This window comes from Lactobacillus sp. CA30L (assembly GCF_059900845.1).
Genome location: NZ_JBWXGB010000004.1, coordinates 134,736 through 152,514, shown reverse-complemented (window position 1 = coordinate 152,514; position 17,779 = coordinate 134,736). Strand labels below are relative to the sequence as shown.

General features: G+C 50.5%; 17 protein-coding genes and 1 other annotated feature. Of the genes, 10 read left to right on the top strand and 7 right to left on the bottom strand.

The window, feature by feature from the left end; all coding sequences use genetic code 11:
• The first annotated feature begins 90 nt into the window (after nucleotides 1–90).
• Genes AC2JF8_RS06115 through AC2JF8_RS06105 form a run of 3 tightly spaced genes read left to right on the top strand, consistent with a single transcriptional unit; the run spans nucleotide 91 to nucleotide 2,791 of the window.
• Entirely contained in the window at nucleotides 91–1,212 is a 1,122-nt protein-coding gene (locus AC2JF8_RS06115) for a YibE/F family protein (protein ID WP_500762061.1), read from the top strand.
• Nucleotides 1,209–1,976, top strand: a complete 768-nt coding sequence (locus tag AC2JF8_RS06110) for a YibE/F family protein (RefSeq protein ID WP_500762059.1) — start codon at nucleotides 1,209–1,211, stop codon at nucleotides 1,974–1,976. The genes AC2JF8_RS06115 and AC2JF8_RS06110 overlap by 4 nt, the downstream gene beginning before the upstream one ends.
• On the top strand, nucleotides 1,973–2,791 hold the full coding sequence (locus AC2JF8_RS06105) for an alpha/beta hydrolase (protein WP_500762057.1): 819 nt from the start codon (nucleotides 1,973–1,975) through the stop codon (nucleotides 2,789–2,791). Before AC2JF8_RS06110 ends, AC2JF8_RS06105 begins: the two co-directional genes overlap by 4 nt.
• 164 nt (nucleotides 2,792–2,955) lie before the next feature.
• On the opposite strand, the gene AC2JF8_RS06100 is transcribed toward AC2JF8_RS06105, so the two are convergent.
• The 5 genes from AC2JF8_RS06100 to AC2JF8_RS06080 form a co-directional block, all read right to left on the bottom strand.
• Nucleotides 2,956–3,780 (bottom strand): amino acid ABC transporter substrate-binding protein, encoded by an 825-nt coding sequence (locus AC2JF8_RS06100; RefSeq protein WP_500762055.1) that lies wholly within the window; start codon nucleotides 3,778–3,780, stop codon nucleotides 2,956–2,958.
• Between the two features lie 12 nt (nucleotides 3,781–3,792).
• Nucleotides 3,793–4,425, bottom strand: coding sequence for an amino acid ABC transporter ATP-binding protein (locus tag AC2JF8_RS06095; protein WP_500762053.1), 633 nt, complete (start codon nucleotides 4,423–4,425; stop codon nucleotides 3,793–3,795).
• 13 nt (nucleotides 4,426–4,438) lie between these two features.
• Entirely contained in the window at nucleotides 4,439–5,080 is a 642-nt protein-coding gene (locus tag AC2JF8_RS06090) for an amino acid ABC transporter permease (protein WP_500762052.1), read from the bottom strand.
• Nucleotides 5,081–5,123: 43 nt separating this feature from the next.
• Nucleotides 5,124–5,353, bottom strand: a binding site (T-box leader).
• A 494-nt stretch (nucleotides 5,354–5,847) separates the two neighbouring features.
• Nucleotides 5,848–5,979, bottom strand: a complete 132-nt coding sequence (locus tag AC2JF8_RS06085) for a hypothetical protein (protein WP_500762050.1) — start codon at nucleotides 5,977–5,979, stop codon at nucleotides 5,848–5,850.
• A gap of 92 nt (nucleotides 5,980–6,071) precedes the next feature.
• Complete coding sequence (locus AC2JF8_RS06080; protein WP_500762048.1) at nucleotides 6,072–7,610, bottom strand: FAD-dependent oxidoreductase; 1,539 nt, start codon at nucleotides 7,608–7,610, stop codon at nucleotides 6,072–6,074.
• Nucleotides 7,611–7,729: 119 nt separating this feature from the next.
• On the opposite strand from AC2JF8_RS06080, the gene AC2JF8_RS06075 reads away from it, so the two are divergent.
• Complete coding sequence (locus tag AC2JF8_RS06075) at nucleotides 7,730–8,632, top strand: LysR family transcriptional regulator (RefSeq protein ID WP_500762046.1); 903 nt, start codon at nucleotides 7,730–7,732, stop codon at nucleotides 8,630–8,632.
• 26 nt (nucleotides 8,633–8,658) lie between these two features.
• On the top strand, nucleotides 8,659–8,925 hold the full coding sequence (locus AC2JF8_RS06070) for a hypothetical protein (protein WP_500762044.1): 267 nt from the start codon (nucleotides 8,659–8,661) through the stop codon (nucleotides 8,923–8,925).
• 98 nt (nucleotides 8,926–9,023) lie between these two features.
• Here AC2JF8_RS06070 and AC2JF8_RS06065 read toward each other — a convergent pair whose 3' ends face one another.
• Nucleotides 9,024–9,380, bottom strand: a complete 357-nt coding sequence (locus AC2JF8_RS06065) for an aggregation-promoting factor C-terminal-like domain-containing protein (RefSeq protein ID WP_500762042.1) — start codon at nucleotides 9,378–9,380, stop codon at nucleotides 9,024–9,026.
• A 168-nt stretch (nucleotides 9,381–9,548) separates the two neighbouring features.
• On the opposite strand from AC2JF8_RS06065, the gene AC2JF8_RS06060 reads away from it, so the two are divergent.
• Complete coding sequence (locus tag AC2JF8_RS06060) at nucleotides 9,549–12,080, top strand: M1 family metallopeptidase (protein ID WP_500762040.1); 2,532 nt, start codon at nucleotides 9,549–9,551, stop codon at nucleotides 12,078–12,080.
• A 91-nt stretch (nucleotides 12,081–12,171) separates the two neighbouring features.
• Here the strand turns inward: AC2JF8_RS06060 and AC2JF8_RS06055 are convergent, their stop codons facing one another.
• Complete coding sequence (locus tag AC2JF8_RS06055) at nucleotides 12,172–13,383, bottom strand: L,D-transpeptidase (protein WP_500762038.1); 1,212 nt, start codon at nucleotides 13,381–13,383, stop codon at nucleotides 12,172–12,174.
• Nucleotides 13,384–13,496: 113 nt separating this feature from the next.
• On the opposite strand from AC2JF8_RS06055, the gene AC2JF8_RS06050 reads away from it, so the two are divergent.
• The 4 genes from AC2JF8_RS06050 to AC2JF8_RS06035 all read left to right on the top strand — a co-directional run bounded on the left by AC2JF8_RS06050 (nucleotide 13,497) and on the right by AC2JF8_RS06035 (nucleotide 17,774).
• Entirely contained in the window at nucleotides 13,497–14,291 is a 795-nt protein-coding gene (locus AC2JF8_RS06050) for a DUF4931 domain-containing protein (protein WP_500762036.1), read from the top strand.
• A gap of 122 nt (nucleotides 14,292–14,413) precedes the next feature.
• Entirely contained in the window at nucleotides 14,414–15,028 is a 615-nt protein-coding gene (locus tag AC2JF8_RS06045) for an ECF transporter S component (RefSeq protein ID WP_500762034.1), read from the top strand.
• Nucleotides 15,029–15,207: 179 nt separating this feature from the next.
• The gene (locus tag AC2JF8_RS06040; RefSeq protein WP_500762032.1) at nucleotides 15,208–15,957 is read left to right on the top strand and encodes an ABC transporter ATP-binding protein; all 750 of its coding nucleotides are present in this window, start codon (nucleotides 15,208–15,210) and stop codon (nucleotides 15,955–15,957) included.
• 11 nt (nucleotides 15,958–15,968) lie between these two features.
• The gene (locus tag AC2JF8_RS06035; RefSeq protein ID WP_500762030.1) at nucleotides 15,969–17,774 is read left to right on the top strand and encodes an FtsX-like permease family protein; all 1,806 of its coding nucleotides are present in this window, start codon (nucleotides 15,969–15,971) and stop codon (nucleotides 17,772–17,774) included.
• Nucleotides 17,775–17,779 lie beyond the last annotated feature (5 nt).

Sequence of the window (17,779 nt, the reverse complement as noted above, 5' to 3'; positions counted from 1 at the left end):
TTCATAATATTAAATTTTGGCAATTTAGGTTAATCCGGGAAGTCTAAGACGCAGATTTGGGGTAAAGTAAACCAATATAGAATAGGACGGATGATATTGAAGAAAAGCAAACGACGATACTGGTTTGCGGCGGTGGCAGCTGTATTGGGGCTGGCCTTGACGGCCTGTGTCTATTTTGCTAGCGGCATTTACTCCAAAAACGACGTGGCCGTGATTACGGACGCCACGATTAAAGACACGCTGGTGGAGAAGAGCCGGGATGTGTATGACAACAAGGACGAGACCAGGAAGCAGGTCCTGCACCTGCGGGTCTTGTCCGGAAAACACAGGGGCCAGCGATACACCACGACGAATCTGTATTATCCGTCCCAGATGGTGACCCAGAAGTATCGTGCGGGTCAACGGCTATTTGTCAATGTCAGGAAGGGCGAGCCGGCGATTCAGGGCCCCAAGAGGGACTGGGTGCTGGTCCTTGCCCTTACTGTGATGGTGGTGCTGATGGTTGTGGCTGCCGGCAGAAAGGCGCTGGGGCTGATTGCCTCGATGACGCTGAGCTGGCTGCTCTTCTACCTCGTCATCACGCTTGACATCAAATTGAACGGGTCCCACATCGTGCTGCTCTTCGGGCTTGCCGACGTGGTCTTCTCCTTTTTCAGTTTGCTCGTTGTCCAGGGCCTTAACCGCAAGATGCTGGCAACGTGGCTGGCCACCCTGCTGGGTGTCTTCGTCTCGTTTGCAATCTGCTACCTGATCATGCATCTGACCGGCGAGTCGGAGATCAAGTACGAAACCGGCGACTACGCTACGCAGGATCCGCGCGGAATATTTCTTGCCCAGACGCTGCTGGGGATTCTGGGGGCCGTCATGGACGAGGCGACCGACATCATTTCCAGTCTGTACGAACTGATTCAAACCAAAACCGGCCTGACGGCCGGGCAGCTGATTGAAAGTGGGCGGACGATGGGTCAGGAGATTATGGGGCCGCTCATCAACGTCCTCGTCCTGATCTTCATGTCCGAGGCCCTGCCGGAAACAATCATTTACCTGCGCGACAACAATACCCTGCGGTCGACGTTCGGCTTTACGCTGTCGCTGGGCGTCACGCAGAGCGTAATTTCCGCAATCGGGATTGTTTTGACCGTCGTTTTTGCGACGGGCTGCAGTCTGCTGCTTCTGGAAGACAAAAATGGGAAGATGGGTAAACAAAAGTGAGCACATTAATGGCCCTCATCATCGTCCTGGCACTCTTAATGACGGTAATCGGTGGCGAAACGGGCATCCGCAGCTTCTTCAGCGTCCTGATCAATACGCTGCTCTTGATTCTATTGGCAATTTTTATTTCGTGGGGCATCAGCATCCCGATCCTCATCCTGATTTTTATTCCGCTAAAATTGGTGACCATCATCTTTTTGGGTACGCACGATTACCGGGTGGCGAAGAATTCGTTTTGCGCCGCACTCTGGGTATGCCTGATCATGAGCGTCCTGATCGGAGCCTTTGAGTGGCTGGCGCAGGCCGCGGGCATGGGACCGGAGGCCGGCGAGCTGCTGGTGGGCCTGTCGCAGATGCCGGGGCTAAACTACCCGCTCATTGCGGTCGCCGTGGCCATTTTTTCAACGCTCGGCGCGGTCGCAGAGGCCGCAGTCGCCATGAGTTCGGGCCTGTTTGAAATAAAAAAGCATAATCCTGCGATTACACGGGGCGAGCTGCAGGCCAGCGGCGCCAAGATTGGCAATGATGTCCTGGGGACGGCCATGAATACCATCCTGTTTGGGATGTTTGGCAGTTTTTTGGCGCTGTTCTTATGGTACATCCGCCTGAATTATACTTTGGGCGAGGTTCTAAACGAAAAAATGTTTGTCAACGAGGCGCTGATCATAATGTATTCGCTGATTGGCGTACTGGTGGCAGTCCCCTTGACAACGGTTTTTTTGGTACAAGGCATGACAAAACGTAAACATGGGGTAAAAAAATGAAGACAGAAGATTTAACTTTAACTAACTTTAACGGGCGGAAATTCCGGGTGCACACGTATATGCTGGCACCAATTGGGGACCTGGCAAGCCCCCTGCACCCGCTCGCAATCGTGATTCCTGGAGGCAGCTTCGACCACCTGTCCAAGCGCGAAGGCGAACCGGTCGCATTGGCCTTTAACAACTGCGGCTTTAACAGCGTTGTGATGGAGTACAACCTGGTCCAGGACGAAGGCGATATTTATCCTGATGCCGGTCTGGATGTTTTAACGACGGTCAGGTACTTCCGCACGCACGCGGATGAGTACCAGATTGATCCGGAAAAAGTGGTTACCGCTGGCTTTTCGGCGGGCGGCCACGTGGTCAGCTTTGCCAACAGCATGGCCAACGCCGCTGATTATCAAACGCAGTTTGATTTTAAAAGTGAGGCGGTTCTGCCCAACAAGACTATTTTGGGCTACCCGCTGATTAACCTGGCCAAGATTGGCTTTGACGTTCCCGCAGGCGAGGAAGATATGGTGCCCACGGATGAATTTGTCAAAAACAGTTCCTTGGGCGTGACGGCCCAGACGCCAGCCACCTTTATTTTTCACGCCTGGGATGATCCGGTGGTCCTGGTGACCAACACGCTGGAATATGCCGCTGCCCTGCAGAAGAGCAAGGTGCCGTGTGAAATTCATATTTTCAACCGCGGCGGCCACGGCTTTTCGTTGGCGCGCCGGGATATGGTGATCAAGGGTCGCGAGTGGCAGGACAATCCCCACGCGGCGCACTGGTTCAACCTGGCCCAGGAGTGGTTGACCAGCGAGTGGTCATAGGCCACAGCGCTAAAGCCGGTTAACCAGAACAAAACCCTCGCACTAAGATGGGTATATCGATCTCAGGTGCGAGGGTTTTTGTGTTTATTCGGGACGGTGATAATTGTTAATAGGGATGCTCGCCCTAGTTTCCGGTTAAGCTGGGAAAGAAGCAGAGCACTTGGTCAATTTTGCTTCAAACCAGTGCGGCCGAACCACTTGCGCGTAATTTGGGCCATCTTGCCCGATTTTCGCAGCTCTGTGAATCCGGCATTAATTTTGCGTGCTAATTGGCGGTCGGACTTTCTCATTCCCACAACAAAGCTTTCGCTTTGGAAATTGCCTGTTGTCACGGTGTAGTCGGCCGGATTGCTTTCATGCGCCAGATAGTAGCCCGCGTATGCCCGGTCAATCAGGAGCCCGTCAATTCTGCCCGCATGTAGGTCCATGAAGGCCTCGCTGAAGCCATCATAGAGGACGGGCGTGTGCTTTTTGACCAGATTTTTTAAAATTTGCGGCTGCTGTTCAAAGCGGTCGTAGCCGGACGAGCCGTTTTGGATGCCGATAATTTTGCCCCTCATGTCTTTAAAACGCTGGATATGCTTCTTTTTGAGTGCAACAACTACCTGGTCATTTTTCATGTAGCTCGCGCTGAAGCGCACCTTCTTGGCCCGTGCGGCGGTCTTGGAGTAGCCGTTCCAGATTAAATCGATTGTTTGGTTCTGCAGCTCATTTTCCTTCATGGACCAGTCAATCGGCTGGAAGTCGACCTTAATCCCGTACAAGGAAAAAACCGCGCGGGCCAGATCAACGTCAAAGCCGACAATTTGGCCCGCCTTATTTTGGAAGCCCATGGGCACGAACGTGTCATCGAGTCCGACAATGATGCGCTTTTCTTGTTTGATGCGGGACCACTGATCGGCAGCGGTTTTGGTCCGCCCGCAGCCGGCAAGAAGCGGAACAAGCAGAAAGGTTAAGAATAGAATCAGCCCTCTTCTTTTTTTGGCCATGCCAGTCCTCCTTTATATTGCTTCTACCTTCAAGATGTCGTCGGCAATATGCTCAGCAAAGTCCAGGTCATGCGTGACCACAATTTGCGTTATGCCCTGCTTTTTCAAGGTTAAAATGACTTTTTCAACTTGGTCCCGCAGCTTGGGGTCAAGCGCACTGGTCGGTTCATCGTAGCCGATGACCTGGGGCTTCATTGCCAGAGCCCGGGCCAATGCCACGCGCTGCTTTTGCCCGCCCGACAGCTGGTAGGGGAGGAGCTTTTCCTTGCCGGCAAGACCCAACTCGGCCAGCAATTTTTGGGCGTGGTCGGTGGCCTCTTTTTTAGTTTCGTGCAAAACAAGGGCCGGTGCCAACGTGATGTTGTCTAAAACGGAAAGGTGCGGAAACAATTGAAAGTCTTGAAAGACAATGCCGACGATCTGATCAGCATTGGCCATCTGGGCCGGGTCAAAGGGGGCGCCGTTCATAATTAATTCGCCGGAATCGATGGGCTCGAGCCCGGCTAGACACCGAAGCAGCGTTGTTTTACCGGCGCCAGAGGGACCGACGATGGTGAGGATTTCGCCGTCTGGGATTTCGAGGTTGAGGTTGTCAATGATTTTGCGTCCGGCAAAACTCTTGACCAAATTTTTGATTTTAAGCATTTTTTCACCCACTTTACTTGTAATACTGGTAGTGCTTTTCTAATTTTCGTGCCAGGAGGGTCAAAACGGCAGTCAGCAGCAGGTAGATGATGCCAACTAAAAATAGCGGTATCAGACTAACGTCGCGGCTCATCGCAATCTTGCCGGCCCGCAGCAAGTCGCCCAGGCCTAAAACATAAATTAACGAGGTATCCTTGACCAGGTTGATAACTTCATTGCCAATTGAAGGCAGGACAATCTTAATTACTTGCGGCAGAACAATCTTGCCAATTGTTTGTTTTTTAGTTAGACGGAGAACCTTGGCCGCCTCGTATTGACCCGCCGGAATTGATTGAATGCCCCCGCGGAAAATTTCGGCAAAGTAGGCCGCATAATTTAGGACAAAGGCAAATAGGGCTGCGTCGTAACGTTCAAATACAATGCCCAGCAGCGGCAGGCCGTAAAAAACAAAAATCAGCTGCAAAAGCAGCGGGGTGCCGCGCATTAGCCAAACATAAAAATTAATCAGCCAGTGCAGCGGCTTAAACGGTATCTGCAGGGCGAAGGCAAGCAATACGCCTAACGGAATTGCGCCCAGCAAAGTAAAGCAAAAAACTTTTAGGGTCATTCCAGCACCATTTAATAAAGCCGGAAAAATTTCTAAAGCATAGTTCATCTAGCTGCTCCTTAAAAACAAAAAAGCCCCTTAGCTCAAAGAGCTAAAGGACGTCTAATCGTGGTTCCACCTTTGTTCATTATTGCCTCACGACAATAACCTCAAGAAGTCTATCAACTTCTGGTGCGCTAACGGGCACTCCCGAACCCCCTCTACTAATTTTCAAGGGGGATACTCCCAGATGTGGTTCGCTTTATTTTTCTGTCTTTTTCCACCAAGTAAAGATTCTCTATTTAGAAAAAATAAAGTTACTCTTCTGTTCAAAGTATGTAATTTTTATCTATCTTACCTAATTATGCCATATTTTGAAAGACCTATTTGTGGTGGTTTGCTAATTAGCCGTAAATTTTTGCGGAAAAATTCCCGCATTCATTAGTTGTGCGGACAGCAAACCCGGGGTAAATATACCGGTCTGACCGATACATAAAATTAATTAAATCTGCTGGCAAAATAACATATTTCCTAAAATCGGCAGGTCTGCCACCGTGGCCATTGGCGCCAGCCTGCACTTTAGGCATTAGTTTGGGGCTAAACTGCACGCTTGGCATTAATGAATAATTTTAACCAATAAAAAATATTTTTTTAAGCAAAGGTCTTGCATTTATTTCATGAGGGTATATAATACGCATATTTAAATCGAAAGAAGGGACATGGTTTTGAAATTAACAAGGATAAGAGTTTGGACAGCGGTTAATGGCCTACTGACTTTGAGCAGTCTGATCATGTTATTCTTTGGATTGTGCAATCAAGTTAATGAGTCGAATCGTCTACTTGACGGAGATCAGGCACTTGCTCTGAATAGTAATAGCATGATTATTATGGGGGCGGTAGTAGCACTGACCATCTTTGGCCTCGCATTCTTTGCCAGTTGGCTCAGGTGCGGTCGCGTACGGGCCCATCTATCACACCATTAATGATAAAGCCAAAAGCTGTGTTTCAAAAATGAAACACAGCTTTTTTCTGTAAGGATAATTGCGTACTTTAATCAAATTTATTTATTGAGGTACTGGACTGCATTTTCGGCAGCCATGCGTCCTGAATTCCATGCAAATGCACAGGTGACGCCCTCAACGTCGGAATATGAGTTGTCATACATCCCGGTGGCATTCGCGCCAACGACGTAAACGCCCGGGATAACTTGTTCATTTTGCCCGATTGCCCGGCAGTTCTCATCGATTTCAATACCGCCAATGGTGCCCAAGACGGCCGACCGCACTTTGATAGCATAGAACGGCCCGCGGTTAACGGCAAATTGTAGCAGGACTTTGTCCTTGTTAAATTCGGGATCGTACTGGTGGTCAACCGCCTTGTTATAAGCAGCGACGGTAGTTTGCAAGTTTGCGGCTGGCACGCCCATCTGTGTAGCCAGCTCTTCCAGGGTATCCGCTTTGATGACGTAGCCATCCTTCATGGCCTGCTGCCAGTCGGCATCTAAATTTGGCAGAGGACCGGTAACTGCCTCACAACTCCATTGCCGCATTAATTGGGTGGGCTCGTTAACGGCTTCAGGCTTCAGGCTGTCAATAAAGCTTTTAGCAGCTGCATAGCGCGTATATGAATTCAGCATTGGAACTTTTTCATTCTTAAATTTTTCTAGGGTGGCTTGATCCAAAATTTCAAAATATTTACCATTCTGCTTGGCGGTCACATTGCCCCATAAGACGCTGTCGTAGACCACTTTTTCATCGGTAAAGCGCTCGCCGCGGCGGTTCACCCAGAGCAGCGGCAGGGAGTAGAGTTGATTAATTGAATAGTTGCCTTTTTCTCCGCCCGTTGCCTCAAAGGTTGGATAAACACAGGCATTGTGATTTTGGAAGTTATAAAAGCCCCGCATCTGGCCGCCAATCTTGTGCACCATGCGGATGCCATCGCCGGTAGCCTTGGTTTCACCGGCAACGTACCAGTCGCTGATGTCCTGGTCAATATACTTCTTGACCATCTCTTCGTTGCCAATGAAGCCGCCGTCCGCCACGATTACAACCGGTGCGTTAGCCGTCTGTGTTTGCCCGTCGTGCTGGTACTTCACGCCGGTTAACTTCCCGTCGGTCATGATTAATTCTTGCCCGCGGGCTTCGGTCAGAATCTCACCGCCGCGCTCTTGAAAATAGTTGACAAGCTTGTCAAAGGAGTCAAGTTTGTCAATGAACATGTGGTATGTTCCGGGCTTGCTCCAGTGATAGTCCTGCACGTCACCAACTAATAACGTCTTTAAGCCGTGATTTTGTAGCCATTCAATGGTATCTGCAGACTTGTTGATAAATTTGCGGACAAGCCGACCATTGTTGCGCCAATGTGCCCAGCTCATTAAGTGGTGAAACATGTCATCACGTGTGGTATAGTCGCCCGCGTTGATTTGTTGACGTGATTCAACGGCAAAAATACCTTCGGCTGCCCACTTAGAGGCGCCCCCCCAGTTTTTGCCCTTCTCAAGGGCGAGGACCGACTTGCCCTGTTCCACCAATTCAACGCCGGCGGCTAAACCGGCTCCGCCAAATCCAACGATGACGGCATCATAATTTGTTTTAACCATCGTAATATCCTCCGTTAGCAAATTAATTAAATTAATCACAATATAATAATATAGCGTTTACAATTGGACCAACAGGGGCTATTATTTTTGATAGTAGAAAAAAGATTTCGGGTAGCACAATGGATTCAAACCAATTACAAAATTTCATTGCCGTCGTTGATGCGGGCAGTTTTCAAAAGGCGGCTAAATTAAAATTCCTGACGCAGAGGGCGATTTCAATCAGCATGGCCCAACTTGAGGCCGAATTAGGCTTTAGGCTGTTTTCGCGGGGCAAGAACAAGATCACCGTGACCCAGGCGGGCCAGCAATTCTATATTCACGTGCGTGACATGATGCAAAAATTAGATTCAACGATCGAAATTTTAAAGACGAGTCAGCAAGCAGAATACCAGGAATTGAATATTGGCTACTTTTCGCCCTTCGACGGGATATTATTAGCGCACCACTTGGATATGGCCGGACTCAGGGACAAGGTTAGGGTCAAGGTTAGTGAAGAAAGCGTGGAAAACCTCATTTCCGATGTGGTGTTGGGAATCTTGGACTGCGCCTACGTAATGGATTATCATAGTCGGAATTCATATCTAAAGCAGCAACAGAACCTTCAGATTACGTCTATTTTTAATGATCGAATCATGATTGGAATCAGTCGCAAGAATCCGTTAAGTCAGCAGTCAGCGTTCGACCTAGCTGTTTTGACCAGATACCCGCTCCTGTATTATGCACCGGAAGATTCCAACTACATTAAAAATGGCTTTGTCAGCCACCTGCCGCTTGAAACCAAGCAGCTGGATGTCCGGCGGGCTCCCAGCATCGAACACATGCAGCTGCTGGTTGCCGCCAATCAGGCCGTTGCCCACTACGCGGGCGGGTTAATTGACTTGCCCCTGCGCAGCCAGATATGTTACCGCCCCTTAAGAGGAGTGGACACTAGCTATTCCATTCAGCTCATTTACCAAAAGCAGGGGGCCAAGGCTGACCTGGTTAAAAAGTACCTGGCAATGATTCAAACGCCACAAGATTAATCCCTTAAGTGTGAAAGGATGTCTTTATGATGAATAGAATAATTGACGCCGCCTATGATCCCTTCCTGCCCACGCTCCTGATGTCGCTGCACCAAGAGTACGTGCGACAGATTTTGCAGGGCGAGAAGGTCATCGAGTACCGCAAACGCTTCTTCAAGGACGGCTTTCAGGCCTTCGTCTATACGACGGGCCCCAACGGCGGCATCGAGCTGTTCATCAAGTGCGCGCCCCTGATCAGAAGCGATGCGACCTCTTTGGCCAAGATTGGGCGGCTGCTAGGCCGCAATTCCTAGCGCTGCAAACGCGCTCTGTGCTAAATTAATGCACCAAAAAAACGCCCAGTTTGTTACCAGGCGTTTTTTAATGTCGATGGAGATGAATAATTAAAGTTTTAATACCAGTGGTGGGCTAACCAGAAGTTCTTGGCGTTAACCCATGAGCCGTAACGGCCGTAGACGTAATTGTCAGCTGTTCTGTCTTGGTTCTTCTTAGAATAGTCGCCGTGCAGGTAGGCAACGTTGAGCTGGTACTTGCCGTAACAAACGCCGTTGCGCGCATAGTAGTTGCCGCCGGATTCGTGCATGGCCACCCATTTCTTGGCTGCACACTCAGTCTTTGACAGTTTCCGTGCGGCTTGAACAGTCTGTGTACATGGATTGCTATTGGTTGTTTCAACTACTACAGCAAAACTAAATGCTAGGGCCAGTGCCGCTACCAGCTTACAGATAAAACTTTTACTCTTCTTCAATTTATGCCATCTCCCGCAATATTCTAATCAACTATGGATAATAATACACAGTCAATGTTTCATTGCTGTTACAGAAACAACACGCATCGCTTACAATCAAGTTTTAATGTTATTTTTACTTAACTTTGGTAGAATTTATAATAATAGCTATATTTTAGGAGGCAAGTTATGTCTGAAAAACATTTTTATGCAACTTTTCACCCCGACCACTATGATTTATTCATTGATATCGACCGGGAACAGAAAACAATTAAGGGAACGTCAGCCATCACCGGTGAAGCGGTGGAAGACACCATCTGGGTCAACCAGAAATACATGGAAATTGCTGCGGTCAAGTGCGCAGGCCAGGACGTGCCCTTTACTGTTGATGACGAGCGCGAGGGCATCAAGATTGACCTGGGCAAAACCGGCCCGGTGACAGTGGAGATTGCTTATTCTGCCCCGCTGACCGATACGATGATGGGCATCTACCCGTCCTACTATACGGTTGACGGCGTTAAGAAGCAGATTATCGGGACGCAGTTCGAAACGACTGCTGCCCGGCAGGCCTTCCCGTGCATTGACGAGCCGGAAGCCAAGGCCACCTTCTCGCTTGCCCTGAAGTACGACGAGCACGAGGGCGAAACGACGATTGCCAACATGCCCGAAGTCAAGGTTGAAAAAGGCGTGCACTACTTTGACCAGACGGTCAGAATGTCTAGCTACCTGATCGCCTTTGCCTTTGGTGACCTGCAGTCTAAAATGACCACGACCAAGGACGGCGTGAAGGTGGGCGTGTTTGCCACCAAGGCGCACAAGGCCAAGGAGCTGGACTTTGCCCTGGACATTGCCAAGCGTGCGATTGAATTCTACGAGGAATTTTATGAAACCAAGTACCCGCTGCCGCACTCCTGGCAGCTGGCCCTGCCGGACTTCTCCGCCGGAGCGATGGAGAACTGGGGCCTGGTGACCTACCGTGAGGCCGCCATCCTGCTTGATCCCGACAACGCAACGGACCAGCAGAAAGCCTACGTGGCTACGGTAATTACCCACGAGCTGGCCCACCAGTGGTTTGGCGACCTGGTAACGATGAAGTGGTGGGACGATCTGTGGCTTAACGAGAGTTTTGCCAACATGATGGAGTACGTTTCGGTTGATGCACTTGAGCCGGAATGGCACGTCTGGGACAACACGTACCAGACTTCCGAGGTGCCGGCGGCCCTCAGGCGGGATGCAACCGATGGCGTCCAGTCCGTCCACGTTGAAGTTGAGCACCCGGCCGACATTGACTCGCTTTTTGATGGCGCGATTGTTTACGCCAAGGGCTCACGGATGCTGGTCATGGTGCGTGCGCTTTTGGGCGACGATGCCTTGCGCAAGGGCCTCAAATACTACTTTAACCAGCACAGCTACGGCAACGCGACGGGCGACGACCTGTGGCACGCCCTGTCAACCGTCACGGACCTCGACATCGGCAAAATCATGCACACGTGGCTCGACCAGCCGGGTTACCCGGTGGTTAACGCCAAGGTTGACGAAGAGGGGCACCTGCTGCTGACGCAGAAGCAATTCTTTACCGGTGAGGGCAATGATGTTGGCCGCACCTGGGCCATCCCGCTCAACGCCAACTTTGACGCGCCGCAGATTATGCAAGAGCGTGAAGTGGACCTGGGCGACTACCAGGAACTGCGCGCTAACGCTGGTCACGCCCTCCGCCTCAACGTGGGCAACAGTTCGCACTTCATCGTTAACTACGATGAGACGCTGATGGCTGACATCATGAGTGAATTAGGCAGCCTCAAGCCGGTGGACAAGCTGCAGCTGCTTCAGGATCTGGGCCTGCTGGCCGAGGGCAAGCAGATTTCTTTTGCCGACCTCGTCCCGCTTTTGCCGCAATTTGCGGATTCACGCTCAAACATTGTCATCAACGCAATGTTTAACGTAGCTGAAAAATTGCGCATTTTCGTTGAACCTGACTCGCCGGAAGAAAAGAACCTGAAGGCCTTCACCCACCAGCTTGCAAGCAAGCAGATGGAGCGTCTGGGCTGGCAGGCCAAGGCCAGTGATAATGATGATGACCGCATCATGCGGCCACTGGTTCTATCAGCCGAGCTGTACGCCGAAGACCAGGAGACGATTGCAAAAGGGCATGAAATTTTTGCGGCTAACGAGCAGGACCTGGCGGCCATCGACGCTGCAATTCGTCCGTACGTTTTGATTAACGAGGTCAAAAACTACCGCGAATCCGGTCTGGTTGATCGTCTGCTGCAGCAGTACCAGACCGTGGTCGATCCTTACTACAAGAGCGACCTGATGTCAGCGGTGCGGGCAACCACGGATGAAGGCGACATTAAGCAGATTGTTGCCGACTTCAAGGCCGCCGATGTCATCAAGCCGCAGGACCTCCGGAGCTGGTACTTGGGCGTCCTGGCCAATGACAAGGGCGAGCAGGCTGCCTGGGACTGGCTGCGCCGTGAGTGGTCGTGGCTGGAGAAGACGGTCGGTGGCGACATGGAGTTTACCACCTACATCACCGTGACTGCCAGAGTGTTCCACACGGCCGCGCGCCTGCAAGAATTCAAAGAATTCTTTAACCCCAAGGTTGATCAGCCGGGCCTGGGCCGGGAAATCAACATGGATACCAAGGTGATTGCCACGAAGGTGAACCTGGTTAAAGAAGAGGGGTCGGTCGTTAATAAAGCTATTGAAGCTGCACTGTAAAATGAGCAGTTCTTAGCTTATTGAAGACAAAACAAAAGCATTACCAAATTTGCGGTAATGCTTTTTTGCTGTTCAATTATTTGCTGCTGGGCTAATTGTAAACAATCACTGCTTCGTGCTTGATAACGTTATTCCAGACGCGCTTAATTTCACGGGGCTTGATATTGATGCAGCCGTGGGAACCGCCGCGCAGGTATGCGGTCTTGGACCAATCATACCGCCAAGCGGCATCGTGCAGACCGCAGCCGCTCAGTGTGAAGGGCATCCAGTATTTAACCTTGGACGCATACCGCGATCCGTTGTTATTGAATCCACGTAAAGTCGCAGGCGACTCCTTATAGTGGATGTACCAGACGCCTTGCGGCGTTCGGTTGCCCTTGCCGCCATCTTTAGTACCGGTAACGACGTCAGTCAGGTGGACCGCGAGTTTGCCCTTGCGGATGATCCAGAGTTCCTGTTTTTTGAGCGAAATAACAATATAGTTGTTGCCAATTCCGTGGTTGCTCTTGCCGTAACCGAGTCCATAGGTGCTATAGCCTAGTCCGTAGATGTAATTTTGGCCGTCGAGTTGTTTGGTGCCATTCAGAAAGGCCTGTTCAACGGCTTCCTGGGCCCTTTTGACGTGAACGCCCCAGCCGTAGCTTTCGTTTCTGACGGTAATTTTCTGGGCACCTAGTTTGCTACCGACGGGCACTGCAAACTTGAAACTCTTATGGATGGTTGTGACGTCCTTGTCAATTTTGTTTAGTTTAGCGGTAAGGTTCTCCACGTTGATGAAGGAATACTTACCTTTTTCGAACACGGCCTTGTTGATAAGGGGTTGCGCCTTCAACTTATAGGACTTGCCGGCAACGTTGTAGGTGGTAACAGCGTGGCTGACCGCATGCAGCTTTTTGTTGGCGGCATCAAGCGCAGTATTGCGGTACTCGTAGTCCCGGTTGTCGGGCATGGCGGTGTGCTGCTTCTTGAAGTATGTGGCCGTGGTCTGCCGGTCAATCGTGGCGGTGTCTGGATCGCGCTCGATTGTCACCTTGCCGCTTTCAAGCACCACAATATTATTGGCGTGGCTATTGATCTTTGCAGTCGCCTTGTTAACCGTAAGCTTGCCCACGTTAACCCCATAGATGCGCACGTTCGGGTTGAAGTGGCTAGTGGCAAACTCACGGGCCTGCCTTTGCGCTTCAACGTGGTTATTGTACATGACAACGCCAAAAACAACCCCCAGAATCAAAACTAGTCCAATGATGATCAAGCAAAGGTTGTTGCGTTTATTGTATTTTTTCAAATTTTTTCGAGATTGCATATGTTGCTCACCATGTAAATAGTATATTGGAAAATTATTTCTATTTTAGTTTATCATCTATTAAAGAGCTAGTAAAATACAAGGGTCAAGAGAAGATGCAGGAGGGTATTGCGATGGAAGATGAACCGCTGATTTTTGATGTAAATATTGCTAAGGACAAACCAAACTCTTACCGTGAAACGGCGGGTGGTTCTGAATGTCCCTTCTGCAGGGTAGACGATTTAAATGCAATCTACAGGCGCCAGGGCGGCATGATCTGGCTGCGCAACAAGTTTCCCACACTCCGTGAAACGGTTCAGACCGTTCTGATTGAGTCCAGCAAGCATGATGGCGATATTGTCAACTATTCGCCGGAATACAACCGGACACTGATGCGCTTTGCGCTGGGCTGCTTTAACAAGATGAACGACAGCCAGCAATTCAGGTCGGTGGTGTGGTATAAGAACTTCGGCCCGCATTCCGGTGGCTCGCTCACGCATCCGCACATGCAGATCGTGGGCCTGAAGACCCAGGATGGATACAAGTACATTCACCGGGCCAACTTTGAGGGCATCAGCCTTTTCGAGGAGCGGGGCGTGGAGGTAAACGTGGCGACACATCCGGTGCAGGGCTACGTCGAGGTGAACGTGAACCTGCTTGCTGCGGCTGGTATTGACTTGTGGGCCGACTGGATTCAGAGCGGCGCGCGGTACATGCTGAACGTTCTGGTGGGTGGCCGCTGCGACTCGTACAACTTGTTTTTCTACCCCCTGCCGGACGACGGGGTCTGTGCCAAGCTGATTGCCCGTTTTACGGCGTCGCCCTACTTTGTTGGCTATAAATTGTCGCAGGTCGATAATAAAGAAAAATTAGTCCAGGAGGCTGCACGCTTGCGGAAATTTTTCGATAACGACGCGCGGCGGGACTAGTATGCCGGTTTTATAGTTTTTGCTAGCGCAACTATTGTTCCTGTTAATACTGCGCCTGGTTTAGCATTTGCCGGCAGCTGTATTTAGCGCTACAATTGGGCAAGTATATTCAAGGAGAAATAATGTATAGAAAGCAAACTCAAGCGATGGCAATTACAGCCTTATTCGTGGCAATTTTTTTATTGCAGACATTCGTGCCGAATATTGGCTATATTCGAATTCTGCCCACACTGCCTGCAATCACAACGGTGCCGCTGACAATTGCGGTATATTCGTTAATAATGGGACCACGGGCCGGAACGCTTTTTGGCTTATTCTGGGGCTTGCTGCGTTTGTTTCAAGCATATACCCAGCCGGGCGACGTGGTCAGCCTGCTGCTGTTCAAAAATATTTTTATTTCAGTGATACCAAGCGTTCTTGCTGGCTTGTTTCCGGGGTTGATTGGCAAGGCACTTGCACAAAAATCCAATCGCGTTCAGGAAATTGGGTATGTGGTTGCGGGCGCTGTCACGTCTTTGACCAACACGGCTATGGTTATTTTGTTGACCAGTATTATTTTTATGAATAAGACCGCGCTGCTAAGCAGCAACATGGGCAATTTTGCCAAGGGCACCCCACTGATTGTGATACTGATTGTTGCCCTGGGGATGAACGGGTTAATCGAGGCCGTTTTCACTGCGATTGTGACGCCATTGATTGTGACGCCGGTAAAAAAATTGTTAAAGAGGATTCGCTGAAGCGGGAAGCTTGGCGGATTGGCTTAAAATAAAATCCCCGCGCTGTGCGGGCATAAAAGGATAAGTCCTTCATTTTCGACAGACTTATCCTTTTTTTGTGCAGCAATTGACAAATTAGCTATATTGATCTAGTGTATTAGATATATAATACAAAGAGATATAAAAGAGAAAGGATAAATATGACTGAAATTTTGCGGGTAGATCAAGCTACCAAAACTTACGGCAAACGCGGCGAAAAGCAGTATCAGGCACTGAAGGGAATCAACTTTGCAGTTAATTCTGGCGAATTTGTGGCTATCATGGGGGCCTCGGGCTCAGGCAAAACAACGCTGCTCAACATTCTGTCAACGCTGGACAAGCCGACCACGGGCCATGTTTTCATCAATCATGAGGACAACAGCACGCTGAATGCCAACCAGCTGGCGGATTTTCGGAGCAAGCAGATTGGCTTCATTTTCCAGGACTTTAACTTGCTGGAGAATCTAACCAACCGGGAAAACATTGCCTTGCCGCTGACCCTGCGAAGCGTGGGCGCCAGTCGGGTGGATCCCCTGGTTGACAAAATTGCCACCCGGCTTGGAATCGCGCAAATTTTGTCCAAGTATCCGGCTGAGGTGTCCGGCGGGCAGAAGCAGCGGGTGGCCGCTGCCCGGGCGCTGGTTCACGAGCCGGCAATTCTGCTTGCTGACGAGCCCACCGGGGCCTTGGACTCAAGCAGTGCGCGCGAGCTGCTCGATACGATGACGGACCTAAACCAAAACGACGGCGTCACGACGCTAATGGTGACGCATGACCCCTTGGCGGCCAGTTTTGCCAGCCGTATTCTGTTCATCAAGGACGGCCAGATTGGTGAGCAGCTACTCAAAGGCGGCTTGCCGCGGCAGCAATTCTACCACCTTCTGATTGATCACCTGGGAACGGCGGAGTAGGGAGGAGCGACATGATTTGGAAGCTTTCTTTAACCGGAATCAAGAGCCGCTTCAAGGACTACATGGTGCTGTTCTCGGGCCTGGTGGTCGCCAGCATGATCTTCTACATGTTTTTGACCATTGCGCTTAACCCCAGCTTCATTGCCCGTGATGTCTACGCCCCCACGGATTACATCAATTTCACCTTTGCCTTCGGGATTGTTCTTTTGGTAATCATTACCTTTATTTACCTGCTGTACGCCAATTCATTTCTTTTGAGCATGCGCAAAAAGGATTACGGCATGTTCATGATGCTGGGCGCCAAGAGTACGCGGATCGGCTTGCTGATCTTTTGTGAAACGCTGATTACCGGCATTTTGGCGGCGGGCGTGGGCGTTATTTGCGGTTTTGTGCTGACGGGTGTGGTTTCACGTCTGTTAATTGCCCAACTGGGTTTGACAATTACGCACTTTCAAGCAATTCTGCCTGGTGCAGTTTTCTGGACAATTATCTTCTTTGTTGCCATGTTCTTTCTTGGTGCACTCAGAAACGCCCGCAAGCTGATGCACACGCCGGTGATTAGCCTGCTGCGTGAGGACCAAAAGCCAATTGCAAACAGGCATCAACCGGTGCTGCGGATGATTGAGGCGGTGCTGGGCATCGCCTTGCTGGCTGCCGGCTACCACATTTTAAGCATGCCGCTCACGCGGATTTTAGTTATCATCCCGACCGCACTGGTCACAATCGTTGCCGGGTCGTACTTCACCTTTAACGCCCTCTTTAGTTTATTAATCGGTTTCCTAATCAAGAGAAAAAGTTTTTCCTACCACGGCATCCGGATGTTTACGCTCGGGCAGCTCAAGTTTCGCCTGCGTGATTATACCCGGATGCTGACGGCAATTTCGCTGCTCTTTGCCCTTGCGCTCGGTGCCATCACGGTCGGCCTGAACTTTTCTGCCCTCAAGGACCAGGTGGTGCAGAACACGTATTACGACATGACGCTCGTCAGCGGTTCGCCCGCCGTCAAAAGGGAAGTGGCCCGCCTGACGGTTAAGAGCCGGCAGACATACAATTATAAGGAAAATAAGACGCACCTTTACTTTAATAAGGCCGAATTTACCAATAACCCGGTCAAAAACGTGCGGTTCACTCTTAAAAACGGCAGTCCCACTTACCGGGTTGAAACATTGCCAACGGGTGCACTCGACCGACCCCGAAGTGCTGCCAACAACACCTTCGGCGGACTGATTCCCAACGGATTGCCGAAGACTATCCGCCTGGTAGGGCCAACCAAGTGGCGTGCTCTTTCCGGACGCATGCGGTTTGTGACCTTTTTGCGGGTGCGGGACTTTAAGCAGGATTATCCGACCTTATTAAAGATCCAGCAGCTGCAGCTCAAGGAAAATGCTGATTATGCCGACCTTTATAACGCCAGCAAGCCCAGCAGCTACAAGTTTATCAGCAACTTCAGCGGCGGCTTCGCGTTTATGGGCTTCTTTTTAGGCCTGGCCTTTTTGACCATGCTGGCTTCGACGCTCATGTTCAAGGTGCTGAGCGGGGCCGCCAGTGATGCGGTCCGCTACAAGATGCTCCACCAGATGGGGACGAGGGCAGGGGCACTGCGCCTGTCCATCAAGCAGGAGATTGGTGCGTTATTCCTTTTGCCCGCACTGTTGGGCGTCGTAGATGTCCTGTTCGGGCTCAAGCTCTTCCGGGTGTTTTTGCCTTACCCGTACCACAACATCTGGATTCCGTTCATGATCTTCCTCGTCTTGTACCTGTTTTACTACGTTCTGACGGTCAAGCTGTACGAAAGAATCGTGCTGGATTACAAGTAAATTGA